This is a genomic window from Pseudomonas sp. GW460-12-10-14-TSB1, assembly GCF_017349775.1.
Classification (GTDB): Bacteria; Pseudomonadota; Gammaproteobacteria; order Pseudomonadales; family Pseudomonadaceae; genus Aquipseudomonas; species Aquipseudomonas piscium.
The window spans coordinates 33,701-55,998 of sequence record NZ_JACNAC010000036.1; the positions used below are offsets into that span (position 1 = coordinate 33,701).

Below are 22,298 nucleotides of genomic sequence, written 5' to 3' on the forward strand. Positions count from 1 at the left end.
GCGCACCTCCGCTACTCTTGCAGCTTGTGGCTTGCGGCTTGTAGCTGGAGGTTTCCTCCATGTCCCAAGACCGTCGCTACAGCTTCGAGTTCTTCCCGACCAAGACCGATGCTGGGCATGAAAAACTGCTCGCCACTGCCCGCCAGCTGGCCAGCTACAACCCCGATTTCTTCTCCTGCACCTACGGTGCCGGTGGCTCGACCCGCGACCGCACGATGAACACCGTGCTGCAGCTCGAAAGCGAAGTGAAGGTCCCCGCCGCGCCGCACCTGTCCTGCGTCGGTGACAGCAAGGCCGACCTGCGTGGCCTGCTGACCCAGTACAAGGCTGCCGGCATCAACCGTATCGTCGCCCTGCGCGGCGACCTGCCTTCGGGTATGGGCATGGCCAGCGGCGAGCTGCGTCACGCCAACGACCTGGTGAGTTTCATTCGTGAAGAGACCGGCGATCACTTCCACATCGAAGTGGCGGCGTATCCGGAAATGCACCCACAGGCGCGCAATTTCGAAGACGACCTCAACAACTTCGTGCGCAAGGCCAACGCCGGCGCCAACAGTGCGATCACCCAGTATTTCTTCAACGCCGACAGTTATTTCTACTTCGTCGAACGCGTGCAACAAATGGGTGTGAACATCCCGATCGTGCCCGGCATCATGCCGATCACCAACTACAGCAAGCTGGCGCGTTTCTCCGACGCCTGCGGCGCGGAAATCCCGCGCTGGATCCGCAAGCAACTGGAAGCCTACGGCGACGACAGCCAGAGCATCCAGGCGTTCGGCGAACAGGTCATCACTGAAATGTGTGAACGTTTGTTGCAAGGCGGTGCGCCGGGATTGCACTTCTATACTCTGAACCAAGCCGAGCCAAGCCTGGCCGTCTGGAACAACCTGAAGCTGCCGCGTTAACCACCCGACAGCATCGGAAAAAGGCCTTGGCGAAATCCAGGGCCTTTTTTTTACCCCCCATACATCCGAAGGATCGCCGTAGATGTCCACAGGCAGCACCGCAGCACGCCCACAATTGATCTATCTGGTTTACGGCGCCGCGACCTATCACCAGGAAGCCGCGTTCAGTATTGCCAGCGCCCTGGCCGGGCTGCGCGAAACACCGGGCGAAGCCCTCGATATCCAGGTCTTCACCGACAATGCCGCGCCTTACCGCGACCTGCCTGTGCGCGTGCGCCCCTTGGATGAAAGCACCCGCCAGGCCTGGATCGCCCCACACGGCTACCACTTTCGCGCCAAGCACGTGGTGATGCAGCAGGTGTTGCAAGAGTCCGAACTGGCGTTGCTGATCGACACCGATACCTTTTTCCACTGCTCGCCGCTGGAGCTGTTTCGCCGCGTCCAGCCCGGCACCCTGCTGTGTAATGCGTTCGGCATGTGCTACGGCGCCAACAAGGAGTCCGGCCTCTACCAGTCCCTGGCCGGCTTGCTGCAAAAACGCAAACTGGCCGACGACCAGATGCCTTTGCTCAACTCCGGCGTGATCGGCCTGCACCGCGCGGACGCCGACGTACTGGAGCGCTCCATCGCCCTGATGGACGAGCTGCACCCGCTGGCCAATGGTGCCTACACCCTCGAAGAGTTCTGTCTGTCGGTCGCCGCCTATCGCACCAAACAGGTCCGCGAATGCCCCGACCTGATCCACCACTACTGGAGCCGCAAGCAGCTGTTTCGCGCCAAGATCAAGGCCTGGCTGGACAAGCACGGCGCAGCGCCCACCAGCACCGTCGCCCTGGACGAAACCCGCCTGGTCACCGCGACCCTGCCACGCCCACCGGCCTTGCAACGCCTGGCCTACAAGATCGTGACCCTGGCCCTGCCCGGACACCAGCGGCAGTTCATGCGCGAAATCCTCTACGGCTGCTACCGCCACACCAACGAATTCGACCAGGCCTGCGCCCCGGTCTGGTGGGAGAAAGCCCGGGAAAACGCCGAAGGCCGCCTGAAAAAACCGCTCAACAGCCATCAACTCGAGCGCTGGTTCAACCACCCGGTGATTCGCCTGGTACTGGGCCAGCGGCGCAAGGCCATCTACCTGCATCTGATCGAGACAAAGGCTGACTGAGGCTTGAGCTAGACGGCCTCTAGTATTGGACGACCTCTCGTCGTAATCTCCATCGATGCCCGTCATTGCCCAGTTGCTGACAGCCTTTATCTGCGCTTGCCTGAGCCTCACCGCCCACGGCGAGAAGCTGCGCATTGTCACCGAGCCCTGGGCCCCTTATGTCTATGAGGAACAGGGCAAGGCCCTGGGGCTGGATTACGAAACCACGGCGATCGTCTTCCAGCGCCTGGGGATCGAAGTCGAATGGCAGTTCCTGCCCTGGAAACGTTGCCTGGCCATGCTCGAACAAGGCCAGGCCGACGGTGCCCTGGACATCTTTCACAGCAACGAACGCGAAAGCAGCCTGCTCTACCCCAGCGAGCCGCTGTCGGACGTCGAGTTCGTGATGTTCTATGCCAACGCCCGGCCCTTTCCGTTCCGCACCCTGGAAGACTTGCGCGGGCTGACCGTGGGCACCTCCCCCGGCTACCTGTACAGCCAGGACTTCAGGGAATCCACCCTGTTCAAGCACGAGCCGGCGCCGACCCACGAAGCCAACTTCGGCAAGCTGCTGCGCGGCCGTATCGACCTGCTGATCACCGATCGGCGGGTCGGCCAGCATCTGCTGGACCAACTGAACATTCGCCAGCAGATCACCGAGAACCCGGTGGTCATCAGCCGCCAGAGCCAGTTTCTGGCGGTACGACGCAATGCCGGCATGGACTTGCTGGTGCAGCGTTTCGGCGCCGAACTCAAGCGCTTCAAACGCGAGCCGGCCTACGCCGAACTGAGCGCACGCTATGGCGCGGCGCCGGCCATGGCCGACTCAAGCGCAATGCCGCCCGGCGCACCGGTGAAAACCGTTGAGCAGCAGGAAAGCAGCGCACGCTGATTGCTCTGTTATACTCCGGCCTTCCCGCCAGGCTCACGCCCGGACGCTCGACCCTGTTCAAGGCCTCTCGATACCGCTACAGCGCAGCCACAAGGCCCGCGCGAGCCCTCGCCGATGAGCCTTCAGGAGCCAGCAGGACCGGACGGGATTGCGTCCTCTTAAACGCCATTCGCGCCAGGCAAGACTATCCCTCTGGGCCAAGCCCTCACTAAAACAGGATTACTCATGTCCTTTGCTTCCCTCGGTCTCTCCGAGGCTTTAGTCGGTGCCATCGAAGCCGCCGGCTACACCCAGCCTACTCCGGTGCAACAGCGGGCCATTCCCGCCGTGTTGCAAGGTCGCGACCTGATGGTCGCGGCACAGACAGGTACTGGTAAAACCGGCGGTTTCGCCCTTCCGATCCTGGAACGGTTGTTTCCCAACGGTCACCCGGACAAATCCCAGCGTCATGGCCCGCGCCAACCGCGCGTCCTGGTCCTGACCCCAACCCGCGAACTGGCCGCGCAAGTGCACGAGAGCTTCAAGGTCTATGCCCGCGACCTGAAGTTCGTCAGTGCCTGCATCTTCGGCGGCGTCGGCATGAACCCACAGGTTCAGGCCATGGCCCGCGGCGTCGACGTGCTGGTGGCCTGCCCCGGCCGCCTGCTCGACCTGGCCGGCCAGGGCAGCGTCGACCTGTCCCACGTGGAAATCCTCGTGCTCGACGAAGCCGACCGCATGCTCGACATGGGCTTCGTCCATGACGTGAAGAAAGTCCTCGCACGCCTGCCCGCCAAGCGCCAGAACCTGCTGTTCTCCGCGACCTTCTCCAAGGACATCACGGACCTGGCCGGCAAGCTGCTGCACAACCCCGAGCGCATCGAAGTCACGCCGCCGAACACCACGGTCGAGCGTATCGAGCAACGGGTGTTCCGCCTGGCCGCCAGCCACAAGCGTGCCTTGCTGGCCCACCTGATCACCGCTGGCGCCTGGGAACAGGTACTGGTCTTCACCCGTACCAAGCACGGCGCCAACCGCCTGGCCGAGTACCTGGACAAGCACGGCCTGACCGCCGTCGCCATCCACGGCAACAAGAGCCAGAACGCCCGTACCAAGGCCCTGGCCGACTTCAAGGCCGGTGAAGTGCGGATCCTGGTCGCCACCGACATCGCCGCCCGCGGCCTGGACATCGACCAGTTGCCACACGTGGTCAACTTCGAACTGCCGAACGTCGACGAAGACTACGTGCACCGCATCGGTCGTACCGGCCGTGCCGGTCGTTCGGGCGAAGCGATCTCGCTGGTCGCGCCGGACGAAGAGAAGCTGCTCAAAAGCATCGAGCGCATGACCAAGCAGAAGATCCCCGACGGCGATCTGATGGGCTTCGACGCCAGCGCCGTGGAAGCCGAGAAACCGGAAGTACGCGAGCGTCCGGACGTGCGTAACCCACGCAATTCCCGTGGCCCGCGTGGCGACGGTCCGAATGGCGGCGGTGGTGGTGGCGGTCGTAAAGACAAAGGCAAGGACAAGGGCAAGGAAAAACCGGCCGCTCGCGGCGACCGTCCAGCCCGTGAGCAGAAACCTCGCGAAGGTACCCCGGCCCGCGAACAGCGCCAGCCGACGCCACGCGCTGACCGTGCCCCGGACGAGTTCCTGGACGACGACGTGGACAACTTCGGCAATCGCGCCGACTACGTCAGCCCGTACCAGAACAAGAACAACCAGAGCCGCGGTCGCCGTCCAGGCGCGCCAGGCCAGGGCGCGGCAGCCAACAGCAATGCGCCGCGCAGTGGCGGCCAGGGTCGCTCCGGCGGTCCGCGCAACAGCAGCGGCGCCAGCACCGGCACTCCACCTGCCAAGCGCAACGGCCCACGCAGCGGCGCTCCACGTGACGGCCAGGCCCGTCGCGAAGAGTCGCGCAATCGTCGTCCGGCCCGCGACGACCAGGCGCGTCAGGAACCGGCGGTGCAGAACCCGCGCGGCAACCAGCCGAAGATCATGCACAAGGAATCGAAAGCCGACCGCTTCCCGACTCCCGAGCAGCTCGATCAACTGCCAAGCCGCCCACGTGGCGAGAAACCAGCCTTGCTGACCCGCAATCGCTGAGTTACCCGCGGCAATAAAAAACGCCCCTGATCTTGCGATCAGGGGCGTTTTTTTATAGCTGCTACAGGCGAAGCATTACTTCGCTTTCACACCTTCGAAGGTGATGTACAGCTGAACGGTGTCGGACTGCGGGCCAACATCCATCCCGTCCTTGTTGAACTCTTTGCGGCTGATGCTGGTGGTGCCTTCAAAACCGGCGCGGTAGCCGCCCCATGGATCCTTGCCTTCACCCAGGAAGGTGGCCTTGACCACGATCGGCTTGGTCACGCCGTGGAAAGTCAGGTCGCCAGCCACATCAGCGGTCTGCTTGCCATCAGCATTCTTGCCGGTTGGCTTGACGCTGGTGGAAACAAACTTCGCATCAGGGAATTTGCCCGACTCCAGGAAGTCCTTGCTGTTGACGTGCTTGTCGCGTTCAGCGTGGTTGGTGAACACGCTGGCGGTGCGTACGTTGACTTCGATCTTGGCGTCTTCAGGCTTGGCTGCGTCGAAGCTGAACTTGCCGTCCAGGTCCTTGAAGGTACCGGTGATGAAGCTGTAGCCCAGGTGGCTGATCTTGAAGTCGACGAAGGCGTGCTGGCCTTCCTTGTCGATCACGTAGTCCGCGGCCATCGCCTGACCGGCAGACAACAGAGCAGAACCGATTGCCAGAGCGGCGAGAGTCTTTTTCAACATGCTTTCTATTCCTTTTGAGTAGAGGTTGAGCATCAGGCTTTGCGCCCCAGCATTCGAGCCAGGGTCGCGTCACGATCGATAAAGTGGTGTTTCAAAGCGGCCAGGGCATGCACTCCGGCGAAGATCACCAGGCCCCAGGCCAGGTACAGATGCACCTCGCCGGCCACATCTGCCTGGTCCGGTAGACCGGAAACCAGGGCAGGAATTTCAAACAGGCCAAACACCGGGATCCCGACACCGTCTGCGGTGGAAATCAGGTAACCGGCAATCATCACAGCGAACAGACTGAGATAGAGGAAGGCATGGCCGAACTTGGCACCCAGGCGCGTCAGGCGACCGTGGTTGTCCGGTGCCGGTGGCGGTGGGCTGACGAAGCGCCACAACACCCGCAGCAGCATGATCGCGAACAGCGTCAAGCCAATGCTTTTGTGCAGGTCCGGCGCATCTTTGCGCCAGGCACTGTAGTAATCCAGGCCGACCATCCACAGGCCCAGGGCGAACAATCCAAAGACTGCCAGCGCCACGCTCCAGTGCAGAAAAATGCTTACCCAGCCGTAGCGGGAAGAAGAGTTACCTAGCTGCATCACTTGAATCCTGTAAGAACTGCTGCCCAAGACTATCGATTTAACTATCGAATTAAAGCGGAAATTTTCGCTTTGAAATATCGAGAAATACGATGTTGATCCTAGGAACACTAAATTAACCAGGCATTAAGGTCTACCGGGGAAAAACGTGACAGACCGTCCTGCGACCGCTACCAATTCGCCCTCAACGCATGCAATGGGTTGTGACACGGCCTGGCATTGCATAGGCTTGCGCGATTGTTTGCTCGCGTACTTAGAGCCGCCTCCAGGAGACTGAACATGGGCCTCAACAACCAGTGGATGCAACGCGATCTCGCGGTGTTATGGCATCCCTGCACCCAGATGAAAGACCACGAACAGCTGCCGCTGATCCCGATCAAGCGCGGTGAAGGCGTGTGGCTGGAGGACTTCGAAGGCAAGCGCTATCTCGATGCGGTCAGCTCCTGGTGGGTCAATGTGTTCGGCCACGCCAACCCGCGCATCAACCAGCGCATCAAGGACCAGGTCGATCAACTGGAGCACGTGATCCTCGCCGGCTTCAGCCATCAGCCGGTGATCGAGCTCTCCGAGCGCCTGGTGAACATCACCCCGCAAGGCCTGACCCGCTGTTTCTATGCCGACAACGGTTCGTCGTGCATCGAAGTGGCGATGAAGATGAGCTTCCACTACTGGTTCAACCGCAGCCAGAAGGACAAGAAGCGCTTCGTCACCCTGACCAACAGCTACCACGGCGAAACCATCGCCGCGATGTCGGTGGGCGATGTGCCGCTGTTCACCGAGACCTACAAGGCCCTGCTGCTGGACACCCTCAAGGTGCCGAGCCCGGACTGCTACCTGCGCCCCGAAGGCATGAGCTGGGAAGAACACTCGCGCAACATGTTCGCGGCCATGGAGCAGACCCTGGCGGAACACCACGCCACTATTGCCGCGGTGATAGTCGAGCCGCTGATCCAGGGCGCCGGCGGCATGCGCATGTACCACCCGGTATACCTCAAGCTTCTGCGCGAGGCCTGCGATCGCTACGGCGTGCACCTGATCCATGACGAAATCGCCGTCGGCTTCGGCCGCACCGGCACCATGTTCGCCTGCGAACAGGCCGGTATCCGCCCGGACTTCCTCTGCCTGTCCAAGGCCCTGACTGGCGGCTACCTGCCGCTGGCGGCGTGCCTGACCACCGACGAAGTCTACAGCGCCTTCTACGACGACTACCCGACCCTGCGCGCCTTCCTCCACTCCCACAGCTACACCGGTAACCCGCTGGCCTGTGCGGCGGCGCTGGCGACCCTGGATATCTTCGAGCAGGACAAGGTCATCGAGAACAACCAGGCGCTGGCCCAGCGCATGGCCAGCTCGACCGCGCACCTGGCGGACCACCCGCACGTTGCGGAAGTACGCCAGACCGGCATGGTGCTGGCCATCGAGATGGTCCAGGACAAGGCCAGCAAGACCGCCTACCCGTGGCAGGAGCGCCGTGGCCTGAAAGTCTTCCAGCACGCCCTGGAGCGTGGCGCCCTGCTGCGTCCGCTGGGCAGCGTGGTGTATTTCCTGCCGCCCTACGTGATCACTCCGGAGCAGATCGACTTCCTCGCCGAGGTGGCCAGCGAAGGCATCGATATCGCCACCAGCGACAAGGTCAGCGTGGCGGTGCCCAAGGACTTCCACCCAGGCTTCCGCGATCCGGGCTGATAACGCGCGAGCAAGCCCACCCTCCGTAGGAGCGAGCTTGCTCGCGAAAAGCTCCGACTGACTGACACCGATCCAGAATTTTCCCCAGAGAACCACCATGAGACTGTCCCGCTTCTTTATCGACGCCCCCCTGAGCCTCGGCGAGCACGAGCTGCCGGAGGCCCAGGCCCACTACATCGGGCGCGTACTGCGCATGGCCGAGGGCGACGCGCTGCAGCTGTTCGACGGTTCGGGCAACGAGTTTCGCGGCACGCTGCTGGAAGTCGGCAAGAAACGCGTGGTGGTCCGGCTCGATGAAAGCTTCGCCGGGCAGGTCGAGTCGCCGCTGCAGATCCACCTCGGCCAGGGCCTGTCCCGGGGCGAGCGCATGGACTGGGCGATTCAGAAGGCCACCGAGCTTGGGGTGAATGAAATCACCCCGATCTTCAGCGAGCGCTGCGAAGTGCGGCTCAAGGACGAACGCGCCGACAAGCGCCTGGCCCATTGGCGCCAGGTGGCCGCCAGCGCCTGCGAGCAATGCGGGCGCTCACGGGTGCCGGTGATTCACCCGCCAGTGCTGCTGGCCGACTGGATCAAGCAAACCCAGGCCGACCTCAAGCTGGTGCTGCACCCGGTGGCCGAGCCGCTGGTGAGCCACGCCAAGCCTGCGACCCTGGCGTTCCTGATCGGCCCGGAAGGCGGTCTGTCCGATGCCGAGGTGAACCAGGCTCAGGCCACGGGCTTCCTGCCGGCCCGCCTCGGCCCGCGGGTGCTGCGCACCGAAACCGCCCCAGTGGTGGCGCTGGCGGTAGCGCAGCAACTCTGGGGCGACTTCTAACCCGCTTCTGCCCCTGTAGGAGCGAGCGGGCGGCGATCCGACTTGCCCGCGAAACGTTTCACCTGACACACCGCGGTGCATCTATCGCCAGCAAGCTTGGCTCCTACAGAAGCAGATCGCCCCCAACCCTGCCTCTGTGCCCGCGAAAGCGTTTTGCCTGACGCTCCGCGACGCACCTATCGCCGGTAAGCCTGGCTCCTACAGAAGCGGGCCGGTGTTTACTCCACCGGATCGCTCACCGGCTTGGCGATGATTGCCTTCAACTCGCTGGTCATCGGGAATTCCAGGTTCAGGCCCTTGGGCGGAATCGGTTGTTCGAACCAGCGCTGGTAGATCCCATTGATCTCCCCTGAGCGGTACAGGTCCGCCAGAGTGCTGTTCACCAGTTCCAGGAACTGCGGATCGTCCTTGCGCACCATGCAGCTGTAGATTTCCCGCGACTGCTCCTCGCCGACCACCACCCAGTTATGCGGGTCGCGGGCCTTGGCCCGTTCGCCGTAAAGCAGCGCGTCGTCCATGTAGAACGCCGCGGCGCGACCGGACTGCAGCATCTGGAAGGCTTCGCCATGGTCCTTGGCGCTGATCACGAACATGTCGATCTTGTGCTCGACGTTGTAGTTCTTGAGGAAGCGCTCGTTGGTGGTGCCGGCGGTGGTCACCACGTTCTTGCCGCGCAGGTCGGCGAAACGCTTGATCCCGCTGTCCTTGGCGGTCAGCAACTGGCCTTTGACGTAGATGAAGCCGTAGGAAAACGCCACCTGCTTCTGCCGTTCGGCGGTGACCCCGGTGGAGCCGCATTCCAGGTCCACGGTGCCGTTCTGCACCAGCGGGATGCGGGTCTGGGACGTCACCAGATTGTACTTCACCGCCAGTTGCGGCAGCGCCAGCTTGTGGCGGATGCGTTCGACGACCTTGCTCGCCAGGTCCACCGAATAGCCCATGGGTTTGCCGCTGTTGTCACCCACATAGGAAAACGGCACCGACGCATCGCGATAACCCAGGGTAATGCTGCCGGCAGTGGCGATCTTGCCCAGGGTGCCGGTCAGCGGCGCCTCGCTGGCGTACAGCGGGGAGCCGAGCAACAGGCCAAGGGTGCAGCCGAGCAACGTGATTTTTTGCATTGTTATTCTCCGTTGTGGGTGAAGGCGTTAGCGGCGAACCGCGATGACGGTGATTTCCACCAGGATGTCCGGGCGCGCCAGGGCGGCCTGCACGGTGGTGCGGCTCGGTGCCTGGCCAGGGGACAGCCAGGCCGACCAGACCTCGTTCATCGCGGCAAAGTCCTGCTGGATGTTTTTCAGGTAGATGGTCGCACTGAGCAAATGATCCTTGTCGCTGCCGGCCTCGACCAGCAAGGCGTCGATCTTCGCCAGCACTTCGCGGGTCTGGCCGGCGGCATCGGTGGCCGGGCCCGGCACCTGGCCGGAAAGGAACAGCAGATCGGCAAAACTCACGACAGCGCTGAGGCGGTCATTGCTGTGGAGACGCTGGATGGTCATGGTATAGCTCCTTGTACGCGAAAGAAATCAGGCGGCATGGGGCGCGAGCCCCTGCATGTCGATGGAAGTACGGCGCTGGCCGATCAGCTCGGCCAACAGCCGCCCGCTGCCACAGGCCAGGGTGAAACCCAGGGCGCCATGGCCGAGGTTGAGCCACAGGTTGCGGTAGCCCGTGGCGCCAATCAGCGGTACGCCGCTGGGGGTCGCCGGGCGCATGCCGGCCCACTCGATGGCGGCATCGTAGTCGCCGGCGTTGGCGAAGGTTTCCCGGGCCTGGCGCTGCATCAGGGCCAGGCGTTTGGGATCCAGGGACGGGTCGAAACCAACGATATCGACCATGGCCGCCACCCGCAGCTGCTGGCCGATCCGCGCATAGACGATCTTGCGGTTGTAATCGGTGATGCTGATCTCCGGCGCCCGCTGCCCGGCGCCGATCGGCACGCTGAGGCTGTAGCCCTTGAGCGGATACAGCGGCAGCTTCAGGCCGGGCAGCGCCAGTTCGCCACTGCGATGACCGGCGGCGAGTATCAGTTGGTCCACCGCCAGCACCTCGTCGCCCAGCTCGATGGCCTGCACCTGGCCGCCTGCCTGACGAATGCCGGTGACCGGGCGCCCCGTCAGCAGCTGGCAGCGGCCGGAGGCCTGTAGCCGCGCCACCAGTTGCTGGCAGAAGGCGTGACAGTCGGCCACTTCTTCATCCGGGGTGAAGATCCCACCGACAAAGGGCGCGCCGCCGAGGGTCGGCTCCAGTTGCGCGCATTCGCCAGCGGACAGCACCTGCTGCTGGCGCGGATCGGCCAGGCCGTGGCGGGCATGCTCGAAGCTGGCGGTTTCGCGAAAGGTCACCAGCTTGCCGTTGCGCCGCCAGTGAAAACCCTCGAGCCGGTCCTCCTCGCGCCAGCTCTGCAAGGTGGCCTGGCTCAACAGCGCCAGGCGCAGCAGGTGGGCGCCGTTGCGCCGGTTGACCGAACCGCGGCAGGCCGCCAGGAACCCGGCCATCCAGCGCCACTGCGCCGGGTCCAGGCGCGGGCGCAGCTTCAGCGGCGAATCGCCACGCAGCATCCAGCCCAGGGCTTGCCAGGGCACGCCGGCATCGGCCAGCGGCGCCACGTAGCGGTACGACAGCTGGCCGCCGTTGGCGAAGCTGGTCTGGCTGGCGAAGGCCTCGCGCGCCTCCACCAGGCTGACGTCGAACCCCTCGCGAACCAGGGCGTAGGCGCTGGCCAGGCCAATGACCCCACCGCCGATGATGCAAACCCGCTGTGCCATGTCAGTCCTTAAACCTTGTTGAGCAGGCTTCAGGTTAGGACCAGGTGACAGGCCCGGGACAATGAATAAAGATGGGCCACCCATAAACAAAGGTTATGGATCCATCATGCGACTGCGTCATATCGAGATTTTCCAGGCCATCCGCCAGACCGGTTCGATCAGCGGCGCGGCGCAACTGCTGCACGTCTCCCAGCCGGCGGTGACCAAGGTCTTGCAGCACGCCGAGCAACAGCTGGGTTTCCCGCTGTTCCTGCGGGTCAAGGGCAAGTTGCAGGCCACCCCGGAAGCCCTGGAACTGGAGCGCGAAGTCGACAAGGTCAGCGAAAGCCTGCAAGGGGTGCGGCGCCTGGCCCAGAGCCTGCGCCGCGAGCCGGGCCACAGCCTGCGGGTCGGCGCCACGCCGGCACTGGCCCTGTCCTTGCTGCCGCCGGCCATCAACCAGTGGACCCGGCGCTACCCGGACATCGTCTGCGAGCTGTCCAGCGCCCACAGCCGCGAGCTGGTGCAGAACCTGCTGATGCGCGAGATCGACGTGGCGCTGACCCTGCAGCGCCCGGACCACCCGGGACTGACCGCCCAGGCCCTGGCCAGCGGGGTGCTGGTGGCGCTGGCGCCGCTGGATTACTGGCCCCAGGCGGCCAGGGGCACGCCGCTGCCCTTGATGGAATTGGCCGGTGCGCCCTTGATCGGCCTGTCCAGCGCCGACCCGCTGGCGGCGAAACTCGACGGTTACCTGAAAGCCGTGGAACCGGCGCCACGGGTCAGCATCGCTGTGCAGACCTACTCCCTGGCCCGGGCCATGGTCGAATCCGGGGCCGGGCTGGCGGTGATCGATCCCTTCACCGCCCTCGGCGCCTCCCCCGCCAGCACCGCGATCCGTCCGCTGACCCCGGCGCTGCCGATCACCCTGTATGCCGTGACCCGCGCGGCGGAGGCGCTACCCCATACCTTGAGCAGCCTGCTGGAGATCTTCGGCGGCCGGGCCCAGGAGCAGCTGGATCGGTTGATGACAGGGGATTGAGGCGGCCCTGCCGGGCCTTATCGCGAGCAATCGAGCGTCGACCGGCTGCTCCTACAGAAGCACCTCGTACCTGTAGGAGCGAAGCTTGCTCGCGATAAACGATAACGCGGTCACCGATCACAACACATAGAAGAAGATCGCCACAAAGTGCAGCAAACTGCCGGCGATCACGAACAGGTGCCAGATCCCGTGGGCGTGGCGCAAACGGCTGTCGAGGGCGAAGAAGATGATGCCGACGGTGTAGAGCACCCCGCCCGAGGCCAGCCAGGCAAAGCCGGCGGGGCCCAGGGCCGCCAGCAGCGGCTTGACCGCCACCAGCACGATCCAGCCCATCACCGCGTAGATCACGATGGACAGGATGCGCGCCTCGGAGCGCGGCTTGATCTCCTGCAGGATGCCGATCAGCGCCAGCCCCCAGACGATCCCGAACAGCGTCCAGCCCCAGGGCCCGCGCAGGGTCACCAGGCAGAACGGCGTATAGCTGCCGGCGATCAGCAGGTAGATGGAGAAGTGATCGACCTTCTGCATGATGCTTTTCGCCCGCCCGCGCACGCTGTGGTACAGGGTCGAGGCGCTGTACAGCACCAGCAAGGTGAAACCGTAGATCGCGACGCTGACAATTTTCCACGGACTGCCGTCGAGGCTGGCCAACACCAGCAGCCAGATCCCCCCGACAAGTGCCGCCACCGCGCCGACCAGATGCGTCCAGGCGTTGAGTCTTTCCCCGTGATACATGTGCCACTCCCCTCCCAAGGCGGAAAATCTGCGCAAGGCTCAGGCCTATAGCCTGAAAGCGCAATGTTTCCGAATAAAGCTATGGACGAAAAAACCTCCAGCCAAGTCATGACCCGGCAGGCACAATCGGAGCATTCGAATAAGAGTGCCCATCATGCTGATCGATGAAGAGTTGACCCTGAAAAAGCTCGAAGTGTTTCTGGCGTTCATGCGCACCGGCAACCTGGCGCGCGCCGCCGCCGAGTTGCAGACCAGCAATGTCAGCGTGCACCGGGCCATTCACTCCCTGGAAAGCGCCCTGCGCTGCCCGCTGTTCAAGCATGAAGGACGCAACCTGACACCGCTGGAGAGCGCCTTCGTCCTCGAAGAACGGGCGCAGAAGCTGATCCAGGACGTGCTCGAAAGCGTGCGCCTGACCCGCGAAGCCGCCGGGTTCTCGGCGGAGCGCTTCAAGCTCGGCTCCCTGTATTCATTGACGGTGAAGACCGTGCCGCAGCTGATCATGGGCTTGAAGCTGCGCCGTAGCGAGCTGAATATCGACCTGATCCTGGGCTCCAACATCGACCTGCTGTACAAACTGAAGAACATGGAAGTCGACGCAATCCTGGTATCCCTGGACGACAGCGTCAGCGACCCGGACTGCGAGCAGATCCCGCTGTTTTCCGACGATATCTTCCTGGCCACGCCGGCCGATTCGCCATTCGCCCAGCAGGCGGAAGTCGACCTCAGCGATGTGCGCGACGCGACCTTCATCACCCTGACCCAGGGCTTCGCCACCCATCAGGACGGTGTGCGGGTGTTCAAGCAGGCGGGTTTCGAGCCAAAGGTGGCGATGCAGGTCAACGACATCTTCACCCTGCTGAGCATGGTCAGCTCGGGGGTGGGCTATGCCCTGCTGCCGGGAAGGATTGCCGCGGTGTACGAAAACCGCGTGAAGCTGATTCCGCTGCAGGCGCGCTACCGGCTGCAACAGCATATCGGTGTGGTATTCCTCAAGGCCAAGGAGCGTGATCCGAACCTGCTGGCGTTGCTGGCGGAGTGCCGGATGTATGCCAATCGGCAGGATTAGAACGCCAGAGTTTCGCTGTGATCATGAGATTGTCATCGCGGGCAAGCTCCGCTCCTACAGACACCGCCTACTCTGTAGGAGCGAGCGGGCGGCGATCCGACTTGCCCGCGATGACGTCATATCAGCCCACCAATCCCCGAACGATGAAATACAACAACGAAGGCCCGAGCAGGCAACCCAGCCCGGTATGGAAGGTCGCGGTCAGCGCGCCGTAGGGCACCAGGCGCCGATCGGTCGCCGCCAGGCCCGCGGTCACCCCGCTGACGGTGCCGGCCAGGCCACCGAAGACCATCGCCGAACGCGGGTTGTCCAGGCCCATCCAGCGCGCCGCCATGGGCGTGCCGACCATCACCAGGATCGCCTTGATCAGCCCGGTAGCGATGGACAGCGCCACCACATCGGAACTGGCGCCAATCGCCGCCCCGGTCACCGGGCCGACAATGTAGGTCACCGCGCCGGCGCCGATGGTGGTCATGCTCACCGCATCGCGATAGCCGAAGGCCCAGGCTATGCTCGCGCCGACAATGAACGGCAGCACAGTGCCGAGAAACAGCGCGATGGCGCCGATCATCCCGGCCTTGCGCGCCTCGGTAGCCTGTACCTCGAAGGCCGTGGCGACAATCGCGAAGTCCCGCAGCATGGCGCCGCCCATCAGGCCGATGCCGGAGAACAGCGCCAGGTCCGCCAGGCCCTTTTGCCCACCGGTGATGGTGCCGCCGACCCAGGCCAGCACCAGGCCGATGACGATGGCGATGGCCGAGCCATGCACCCGGCCGAACGTCAGGCGCTTGGACAGCAGCACCGAAACCCACATGATCACGCCGACGAAGGCGAAGGCGGTGACCAGGCCGTTGTGTTCCAGGCCTTTCTCGATCAGATCCCACATATCAGCGTCCCCCTGCCGCAGCGACACCAGGGGCGACACTGTCCGGTTCGTCCGGCAACGGTTCGCCTTTGTTGGTGCGGCTGATCAGGGCAATGGTGCCGCCACAGAGCAGCACCGAACCGATGGCCGCCAGCACCGCCACCGGGCCGCCGTGCAGGGCGGTCACCACGTTCTGTTGCGCGGCCATGGCCACCACCACCGGGATGTACATAGCGCCCCAGAAGCCGACGCCCATCTCGCAATCCTTGGTCATGCCGCCGTGCCTGTGCATCCACAGCCGCGCGCAGATCAGCAGGATCATGGCGATGCCCACACCGCCGACGTTGGATTTCACCCCCAGCAGGACGCCGAGCATGTCACCGATAATCACCCCTGCCAGCGTACAGATCGCCAGCAGCGCCACACCGTAAATAATCATTGTTGTAGTCCTCAAAGTGCATCGTCGAAGTTGTTGTTCTTGTGCTTCGCCAGCTTGAGTCGGTGTCTAGGGTTGGCGGCTTCCCTCCTCACGCAACAGCGCTTGCAGGGTGTCGAGCCGGGCACCGTCACAGGCAATCACGGTGCCCTGCTCGAACACCCGGCGCGCCAGAGCGGTCAACACCGCGCCGGGCGGCAGTTCGATCTGTAGCCGCACGCCGCGCTCGTAGGCGCTTTGCACGGTGCCGCGCCAATCCACCAGCCGGCACATGTTGAACGCCAGGTCGTCGCGCAGCTGCTCCGGCGTACGCAGCGGCCGCGCGCGGCTGCCGCTCAGGTAACCCAGGCGCAGCGGCTGCAGGGTCACCCTGGAGAAGGCCTCAGCCAGGGCCTTGGCCGGCTGTTCCAGCAACGGGCAATGGGACGGCACACTGACCGCCAGACGCTTGGCCACCCCGACACCACAACCCCGGGCCAGCTCGGCGACCTGGCTCATGGCGGCATCGCTGCCGGCGATCACCACCTGGCTATCGGCATTGATATTGGCCAGGTACACCGGGTTGTCCGGGCTGTGTACCCGGGCCAGCAAGGCCTCCACCGTCGCCAGTTCCAGGCCGATGATCGCGGTCATGCCATAACCCTGTGGATAGGCCTGCTGCATCAGCTCGCCGCGCAGGCTGACCAGACGCAGCGCATCGCCAAAATCCAGGGCCCCGGCCACCACCGCGGCGGGGTAGGCACCAATCGACAGACCCGCCACGTAATCCGCGCCCGACCCGTTTTCCAGCAACACCCGGGCATTGGCCACGCCGGCGATCAGCAGGCACAGCTGCACCGCCCGGGTACTCGCCAGGGCCTGGGGCGAATCCAGGGCCAGGGCATCCTCGCCCAGGACTTCACTGGCCTGTCGCAGGCAGGCGTCCGCCAGAACGCTGGTTGGCAGGCGATGCAACATCCCCGGCTGCTGCGTGCCCTGGCCTGGAAACACCAGCAGGCTGCTCACGCCACCTGCTCCAGGGCCTGCCACGGATCGCCGACCAGACGCGCGCCGCTGGCGCTTTTCAGCAGCACCCGCGCCGAAGTCCCGGCCCATTCGCGCAGGGCCACGGCGCCGTTGGGCGTCTGCAATTGCATGTCCACCGGGCAAACGGCGGCGTCGAGCAGTGCCAGCAGTACCCGGGCCTCGGACCTCTCCATGGGCCGCGCAGTGCGCAGGATCAGGTCCAGGTCGCTCTGCCGATACAGCGCCGGCACGCCGCTGGCCAGTTCAAAACCAGCACTGCCGCTGACACCCCAGGCCAGGCCGAGGCCATCCAAGGGTTCACGCAACCGGGCCAGTGCCTGGAGCGCTGGCCAGGCCCGCTCCGACTCGACATGGCACAGCTGTTCCGGGCGCACCCGGCACTCGATGGCCGCCACCGCCATCAGCGTCCCGTAGCGCTGCTCCCGCAGCCGTCCACGCACGCCCACCGCCACCTGCCCCACCGCGGTCAATGCACGGCGCACCACCACCGGTTGCCCGGCAGCCATGGCTGCCAACGCCCAGGCCGGGGCATCGGCGGGCAACTGTTGCGGGGTCAGGCCCCACAGCAGGTCATGGGGCAGTAAGGCGCTGGCCATGGCGCTCACCATTGCTCGCGCAACAGCTGGCGGACCCGGCTGGACGCGCCGCGGTTGCTGGCCCCCAGGCGTCCCGACAGATCTCGACCATGGATGCGCACATCGGCAATCGCCTGGCTCAGGCACTGCCGCACCTGGCTCAGGTCGTCGGCGGTCGGCTGTTCGACCTGACTGACCGAGAGCGTCTCCCAGAGCAGGCCGAGGCTGGCATAGCTGTCGATGTCATAGGCCATGGGCGGCACGCTGGCGGCCAGAGCCTCCAGTTCCTCGACACTGCGCAGGGTGACCCGCGCCGCCGACACCTTGCCCATGGCATGCACCATCACCCCCGGATCGCGCAAGGCAATCAGGCGGTTGGCCTGGTAACCCTGGGCCAGGAAGGCCCCGGACATGGCCTTGCCCACCAGCAGACCGATTACCGGATGCCCGGCCAACCGGGCCCGGGCGTAACTGTCGGCGGCCGCGGCCAGCGCCTGATGGATGCCCAAAGCTTCCTCGCGCCGCCCATAGGCCTGGCTCGGCACATCGACTATGGCGATCAGCGCGCGCTTGACGCTCTGCTCGCGGTCAGCCTCGATCGCCTCGTCCACCGCCTTGGCCAGGCCCCATCCCTCCAGCAGGCCGACCTCACCGTTGCGGGCGCGCACAAAGGGGTTGGCCGGATCGGCGACCACGGCGATAAACCGCACAGGCTGCTGCTCCAGGGTGGCGTCCGCCACTTTCAAGGAGGCGGGCAAACCCGCGACTGGGGCAGCGCCCGCGCTCAGGGCCGTGAACCAATGCAGGCCCCGTAGGGAATAAGCACTCATCAGTGATCTCCTCGATACAGCTGGCGAACCGTCGCCGGGTCGATCTGTGGGTGGCTGTCCAGCCGGGCCAGGCGTTGCAGGTACAGCTCGGCCTGACGGCTGCGCTGCTCGTCGGGCAACCCTTGGGCCAGCAGTTCGCTGACCTGTTGACGGATCTGCGCCACGTCGTCGGCCACATAACGATCCGCCAGGCCGCTGGCGAAACGCTGCTCGCCGCCGGTCAGGCTCCAGATAAAGGGCCGGTCGCGGGAATCGTATTCCTCGAGGCCGGCTTCCTGTTCGATCACCTGCGGGCCGTTGAGGCCAAGCCGCGCCTCCTGGGTCACCAGCAGGTAACTGCACAGCCCGGCGGCAATCGACATGCCGCCAAAACAGCCGACGCTGCCGGCCACGATGCCTATCACCGGCTGGTATTGGCGCAGGTCGACGATGGCCGCGTGAATGTCGGCGATCGCCGCCAGCCCGAGGTTGGCTTCCTGCAGGCGCACGCCGCCGGTTTCCAGCAACAGCACGGCGCGAGTCGGAATGCCCTTGCGGTTGTCTTCGGCCGCCAGTTCCAGGGCGCCGGCAATCTTCGCCCCGCCGACCTCGCCGAGGCTGCCACCCTGGAACGCGCCTTCGATGGCGGCGATCACCACCGGCAGGCCGTCGATGCGGCCCTTGGCGATCACTACCCCGTCATCGGCCTGGGGCACCACGCCCTGGCGGGCCAGCCAAGGCGACATGACGCGCTGGAATGGATCGAGCAATTCACGAAAGCTGCCGGCGTCCAGCAAGGCCTTGGCCCGCTGCCGGGCGCCGAGTTCGACGAAACTGTGTTTGTTGAGCAAACGGGCGCTGTCAGTCATGGCCGATCTCCTCGAAGCCCTGTTCCAGGCGCAAACGCACCACGCCGGGGGTGGCGCCGAAATCATGGATGTCGATGCTCAGGGCCGGCGGCGTCTGGCCGTCGAACATGCGCTCGAACAGATGCTGCCAGCGCGACGCGCTGCCGTTGACCGAGGTCTGCACCTGGATGCTCAGCTTGCCGGGCTGCCCGGGTTCGAGCAGCACCTCCAGGTCGCCCGAGCCGACACAGCCCACCAGCGCCCGGCCCCGGGCGGGTTGCCCGGCGGGAAATTCGAAAGACAAGGTTTCCATCACACTGCTCCCTGGATGAAGACGGCGCCGGAGGCGATCCGGTCGATCAGCAGGCAGGCCGCGAGCAAGTCCGCGGCGCCACCGGGCGAGGCATTCAAGGCCAGCAGACACTGGTCCAGCTCATGCAGGCGGCGACGCCCGGTCAGGCTGGCGCTGCCACCAGCGTCGAGCACCGCCTGGGCGCCCTGCTGCATGGCCTGCAGGCCTTCCTCACCGGCGCGATACAAAACGCAGGTGTCGGCCAGGCCGCTCATGATCGCCAGCAGTGCATCGAGCCGGGCGTTCTGTTCGCCATGCCCCTGGGCCCGGCTGCGTTCGAGTTGCGGCAGGCCCCGTTGCAGCACCGCCGGAAAGCCCAGCTGGGCTTCTTCCCGGGCGCCGCGCACGCCATAGCGCAGCGCCACTTGCGCGCCATGGCTGAGGGGCCGCGGCGCGTAACGGTCGTCCAGCAGCGCCAGGCGCGCGGCTCGCAGGCACAGGGCGCCTGCCGTGTTGGCTTGAGGTTCCAGGGCGGCGGCGGCCACCAACAGGCCCAGGGCCCAGATCGCGCCACGATGAGTGTTCACCCTATTAGTAGTGGCAAGCATCGCCGCTTCGCCTTCACGGCCGATGCGGCCCAGGGCTTCGCGCAGGGGCAGGCCGACCGTGCCGAACTCGTTGGCAGCTTCAGCCATTTCCTTGAAGGCTGGCCACAGCGACAGGGCCGAGGCATGCATCAGCCCCAGGTGCAGGTCGCTGTGGGCGCCGTTGCCGCGACGGTCGACCAGGGCCGGTTTCGGCGACAGGTCGGCTTCGTCGATCAGCGCGTCCACCGCCAGGTCCGCCAGGCGCTCGGCCAGGCTCAGGGGTTTGCTTTGCAGGTTGAAGGCGTGCATTTACCAGCTCCTGAACTTGGCGGGCGGGTTGTACAAGCCACCCGACCACTCCACCAGATCGGCGACGCTTTTCGCCGCCAGCAGCTCGCGGCTGGCGTCGGTGCGGCGGATGCCGAGGTCTTCGGGCAAGGCAATCAGGCCTTCGCGGCGCATGCGCGCAGTGTCTTTCGGGTTGTGGCGCAGGCCGATGGCGGTCACCCCGGCCACCGCCGCGATCATCGCCTGGCGCTCTTCCAGGGAGCGGGCCTTGTATAGGTAGGCGATGCCCTCTTCGGTCAGCAGGTGGGTGACGTCGTCGCCGTAGATCATGATCGGCGCCAGGGGCATGCCGCTCTTGCGTGCCACTTCCACGGCGTCGAGGGTTTCGACGAAGGTCGGTTTGCCGCCTTCCTGGAAGGTCTCGACCATCTGCACCACCAGCTTCTTGCCCCGTTCGAGCATGGCCGCCGGTGCGTCGCTCTGGTCCTGGCGCATATCCAGCCAGGCCGGGGTGCCGTGGCGCCGGCCGCGCGGGTCGTGGCCCATGTTCGGCGCACCGCCGAAGCCGGCCAGGCGGCCGCGGGTCACAGTGGAGGAATGGCCGTCGCCATCGACCTGCAGGGTGGCGCCGATAAACAGGTCCACCGCGTATTGCCCGGCCAGCTGGCAGAACATCCGGTTGGAGCGCAACGAGCCGTCGCGCCCGGTGAAGAACACATCCGGCCGCGCGGCGATGTAATTTTCCATGCCCAGTTCGGTGCCGAAGCAATGCACGCTTTCCACCCAGCCGCTTTCGATGGCCGGAATCAGGGTCGGATGGGGGTTGAGGGTCCAGTTGCGGCAGATCTTGCCTTTCAGGCCCAGGGATTCGCCGTAGGTCGGCAGGATCAGCTCGATGGCCGCGGTGTTGAAACCGATGCCGTGGTTCAGCGACTGGACCTTGTGTTTTTCATAGATGCCGCGGATCGCCATCATCGCCATCAGCACGTGCACCGGCTTGATATGGCGCGGGTCGCGGGTGAACAGCGGCTCGATGTAGAACGGCTTGTCGGCCACCACCACGAAATCGACCCAGGACGCCGGGATATCCACCCGTGGCAGCTCGCTGACGTCGTCCACCAGCTGATTGACCTGGACGATGACGATGCCATCGCTGAAGGCTGCCGGCTCGATCAGCGCCGGGGTGTCCTCGGTGCTCGGCCCGGTATAGATGTTGCCCGCGCGGTCGGCCATAAAACCGGCCGAAAGCACCACGTTGGGGATCAGGTCCACCACTAGCCGCGCATAGAGTTCGATGTAGGTGTGGATGGCGCCGATCTCCAGCAGGCCGTCTTCCAGCAACTGGCTGATACGCAGGCTCTGGGTGCCGGCGAAGGAGAAGTCGAGCTTGCGGGCGATGCCGCGTTCGAACAGGTCCAGGTGCTCCGAACGGCCGACGCTGGGCATGATCATGTGCAAATCGTGCAGGCGGCTGGGGTCGGCCTTGGCCAGGGAGCGGGACAGGAAGTCCGCCTGCTTCTGGTTATTGCCCTCCAGCACCACGCGGTCGCCGGGCAGAATCAACGCCTCCAGCGCCGCGACTATCTTGTCGGTGGGCAACACCGCGCCATCGGCGAGACCCCGCACCTGCTCGAGACGCCGCTGCTTTTCAGCGCGCCGCCGCGTCCAGCGCGAGTCGGGGGATATTGTTGTTGTCATGCTCACTCCACGGGTTCGCTGTCGTGGCAGCTACCTTAGGAGCGGAGGATGCAAGGCATCAATCAAGCAGAGCGGCGGATCGTTACGGTGAGGGTAATGATCGAGGGGCGCAGGCCTTCACACCCACGCCCCATAAAGAACCTTACGCTTAACCCTCGAGCCGCCACTGCAATGCATCCAACGCATCGCAGCCATCCTGCAACAGCAGATGGGCCACATTGACGATGTGACGCATGTCCTGGTCGTGAACACCCTTGAGGCTCAAGCAATTGAGACTGTGCATCAGGTCGCGGGTGGCCTTGAAGCGCTGGACGGCACAGCCGTGCAGGTCGGATGCCGGGGCGTTGGGGTTGAGGTAGAGCACCGGGGTGGTGGTGAGATTGCTGTGTAGCGGGATGAACTCAGTCATGGGTGTTTCTCCGTGAATGCTGAAGAGTTACCACCCTATGCGGCTAAACAAAGAGGGTGGCAGCTGTACGCGGGTTAGCCGACC

24 protein-coding genes are annotated in these 22,298 nt (G+C 64.8%); 8 read left to right on the forward strand and 16 right to left on the reverse strand.

Annotation, left to right across the window (positions count from 1 at the left end; genetic code table 11):
- Nucleotides 1-59 precede the first annotated feature (59 nt).
- From metF to J4D52_RS19980, 4 genes are all read left to right on the forward strand, one after another.
- Complete coding sequence (gene metF, locus J4D52_RS19965) at nt 60-905, forward strand: methylenetetrahydrofolate reductase [NAD(P)H] (protein WP_025807224.1); 846 nt, start codon at nt 60-62, stop codon at nt 903-905.
- Between the two features lie 82 nt (nt 906-987).
- The gene (locus J4D52_RS19970) at nt 988-2,070 is read left to right on the forward strand and encodes a hypothetical protein (protein WP_063433281.1); all 1,083 of its coding nucleotides are present in this window, start codon (nt 988-990) and stop codon (nt 2,068-2,070) included.
- Nucleotides 2,071-2,125: 55 nt separating this feature from the next.
- Entirely contained in the window at nt 2,126-2,941 is an 816-nt protein-coding gene (locus J4D52_RS19975; RefSeq protein ID WP_063433282.1) for an ABC transporter substrate-binding protein, read from the forward strand.
- Nucleotides 2,942-3,166: 225 nt separating this feature from the next.
- Nucleotides 3,167-5,026: a DEAD/DEAH box helicase gene (locus J4D52_RS19980; protein ID WP_063433283.1), complete on the forward strand. Its 1,860-nt coding sequence runs from the start codon at nt 3,167-3,169 to the stop codon at nt 5,024-5,026.
- A gap of 75 nt (nt 5,027-5,101) precedes the next feature.
- Here J4D52_RS19980 and J4D52_RS19985 read toward each other — a convergent pair whose 3' ends face one another.
- Nucleotides 5,102-5,701, reverse strand: coding sequence for a YceI family protein (locus J4D52_RS19985; RefSeq protein ID WP_007932534.1), 600 nt, complete (start codon nt 5,699-5,701; stop codon nt 5,102-5,104).
- A 32-nt stretch (nt 5,702-5,733) separates the two neighbouring features.
- Entirely contained in the window at nt 5,734-6,285 is a 552-nt protein-coding gene (locus tag J4D52_RS19990) for a cytochrome b (RefSeq protein WP_025807220.1), read from the reverse strand.
- A 279-nt stretch (nt 6,286-6,564) separates the two neighbouring features.
- On the opposite strand from J4D52_RS19990, the gene J4D52_RS19995 reads away from it, so the two are divergent.
- Together J4D52_RS19995 and J4D52_RS20000 are read left to right on the forward strand one after the other, a co-directional pair.
- The gene (locus J4D52_RS19995) at nt 6,565-7,971 is read left to right on the forward strand and encodes an adenosylmethionine--8-amino-7-oxononanoate transaminase (protein ID WP_102676333.1); all 1,407 of its coding nucleotides are present in this window, start codon (nt 6,565-6,567) and stop codon (nt 7,969-7,971) included.
- Nucleotides 7,972-8,068: 97 nt separating this feature from the next.
- A complete protein-coding gene (locus tag J4D52_RS20000; protein ID WP_102676334.1) occupies nt 8,069-8,788 on the forward strand; it encodes a 16S rRNA (uracil(1498)-N(3))-methyltransferase in 720 nt (239 codons plus the stop codon).
- A gap of 218 nt (nt 8,789-9,006) precedes the next feature.
- Here J4D52_RS20000 and J4D52_RS20005 read toward each other — a convergent pair whose 3' ends face one another.
- The 3 genes from J4D52_RS20005 to J4D52_RS20015 are packed head-to-tail and all read right to left on the reverse strand — an operon-like array spanning nt 9,007 to nt 11,556.
- Nucleotides 9,007-9,909, reverse strand: a complete 903-nt coding sequence (locus J4D52_RS20005; RefSeq protein ID WP_102676335.1) for a transporter substrate-binding domain-containing protein — start codon at nt 9,907-9,909, stop codon at nt 9,007-9,009.
- Between the two features lie 27 nt (nt 9,910-9,936).
- The gene (locus J4D52_RS20010) at nt 9,937-10,287 is read right to left on the reverse strand and encodes a RidA family protein (protein ID WP_063433286.1); all 351 of its coding nucleotides are present in this window, start codon (nt 10,285-10,287) and stop codon (nt 9,937-9,939) included.
- Between the two features lie 27 nt (nt 10,288-10,314).
- Nucleotides 10,315-11,556 (reverse strand): D-amino acid dehydrogenase, encoded by a 1,242-nt coding sequence (locus tag J4D52_RS20015; RefSeq protein ID WP_063433287.1) that lies wholly within the window; start codon nt 11,554-11,556, stop codon nt 10,315-10,317.
- 106 nt (nt 11,557-11,662) lie between these two features.
- On the opposite strand from J4D52_RS20015, the gene J4D52_RS20020 reads away from it, so the two are divergent.
- Complete coding sequence (locus J4D52_RS20020) at nt 11,663-12,577, forward strand: LysR family transcriptional regulator (protein WP_102676336.1); 915 nt, start codon at nt 11,663-11,665, stop codon at nt 12,575-12,577.
- Between the two features lie 117 nt (nt 12,578-12,694).
- On the opposite strand, the gene J4D52_RS20025 is transcribed toward J4D52_RS20020, so the two are convergent.
- Entirely contained in the window at nt 12,695-13,312 is a 618-nt protein-coding gene (locus J4D52_RS20025; protein ID WP_025807209.1) for a PAQR family membrane homeostasis protein TrhA, read from the reverse strand.
- A gap of 154 nt (nt 13,313-13,466) precedes the next feature.
- Between J4D52_RS20025 and J4D52_RS20030 the strand changes: the two genes are divergently transcribed.
- Nucleotides 13,467-14,381, forward strand: coding sequence for a LysR substrate-binding domain-containing protein (locus tag J4D52_RS20030; RefSeq protein WP_025807208.1), 915 nt, complete (start codon nt 13,467-13,469; stop codon nt 14,379-14,381).
- A 121-nt stretch (nt 14,382-14,502) separates the two neighbouring features.
- Here J4D52_RS20030 and madM read toward each other — a convergent pair whose 3' ends face one another.
- The 10 genes from madM to J4D52_RS20080 all read right to left on the reverse strand — a co-directional run bounded on the left by madM (nt 14,503) and on the right by J4D52_RS20080 (nt 22,214).
- Nucleotides 14,503-15,267 (reverse strand): malonate transporter subunit MadM, encoded by a 765-nt coding sequence (gene madM, locus J4D52_RS20035; RefSeq protein WP_025807207.1) that lies wholly within the window; start codon nt 15,265-15,267, stop codon nt 14,503-14,505.
- Between the two features lies 1 nt (nt 15,268).
- Nucleotides 15,269-15,685: a malonate transporter subunit MadL gene (gene madL, locus J4D52_RS20040; protein ID WP_063433290.1), complete on the reverse strand. Its 417-nt coding sequence runs from the start codon at nt 15,683-15,685 to the stop codon at nt 15,269-15,271.
- Nucleotides 15,686-15,751: 66 nt separating this feature from the next.
- Complete coding sequence (mdcH, locus tag J4D52_RS20045; protein WP_102676337.1) at nt 15,752-16,687, reverse strand: malonate decarboxylase subunit epsilon; 936 nt, start codon at nt 16,685-16,687, stop codon at nt 15,752-15,754.
- Nucleotides 16,684-17,304 (reverse strand): malonate decarboxylase holo-ACP synthase, encoded by a 621-nt coding sequence (locus J4D52_RS20050; protein ID WP_102676379.1) that lies wholly within the window; start codon nt 17,302-17,304, stop codon nt 16,684-16,686. Before J4D52_RS20050 ends, mdcH begins: the two co-directional genes overlap by 4 nt.
- A 5-nt stretch (nt 17,305-17,309) precedes the next feature.
- Nucleotides 17,310-18,113, reverse strand: coding sequence for a biotin-independent malonate decarboxylase subunit gamma (mdcE, locus tag J4D52_RS20055; protein WP_102676338.1), 804 nt, complete (start codon nt 18,111-18,113; stop codon nt 17,310-17,312).
- A complete protein-coding gene (locus tag J4D52_RS20060) occupies nt 18,113-18,961 on the reverse strand; it encodes a biotin-independent malonate decarboxylase subunit beta (RefSeq protein ID WP_102676339.1) in 849 nt (282 codons plus the stop codon). Before J4D52_RS20060 ends, mdcE begins: the two co-directional genes overlap by 1 nt.
- Nucleotides 18,954-19,253, reverse strand: a complete 300-nt coding sequence (locus J4D52_RS20065) for a malonate decarboxylase subunit delta (protein WP_007932573.1) — start codon at nt 19,251-19,253, stop codon at nt 18,954-18,956. The genes J4D52_RS20060 and J4D52_RS20065 overlap by 8 nt, the downstream gene beginning before the upstream one ends.
- A complete protein-coding gene (locus J4D52_RS20070; protein ID WP_102676340.1) occupies nt 19,253-20,128 on the reverse strand; it encodes a triphosphoribosyl-dephospho-CoA synthase in 876 nt (291 codons plus the stop codon). The genes J4D52_RS20065 and J4D52_RS20070 overlap by 1 nt, the downstream gene beginning before the upstream one ends.
- Nucleotides 20,129-21,805 carry a malonate decarboxylase subunit alpha gene (gene mdcA, locus J4D52_RS20075; protein ID WP_102676341.1) on the reverse strand — a complete coding sequence of 559 codons (1,677 nt, stop codon included), beginning with the start codon at nt 21,803-21,805 and terminating at the stop codon, nt 20,129-20,131.
- A gap of 148 nt (nt 21,806-21,953) precedes the next feature.
- On the reverse strand, nt 21,954-22,214 hold the full coding sequence (locus J4D52_RS20080) for a hypothetical protein (protein WP_063433297.1): 261 nt from the start codon (nt 22,212-22,214) through the stop codon (nt 21,954-21,956).
- Between the last annotated feature and the right edge of the window lie 84 nt (nt 22,215-22,298).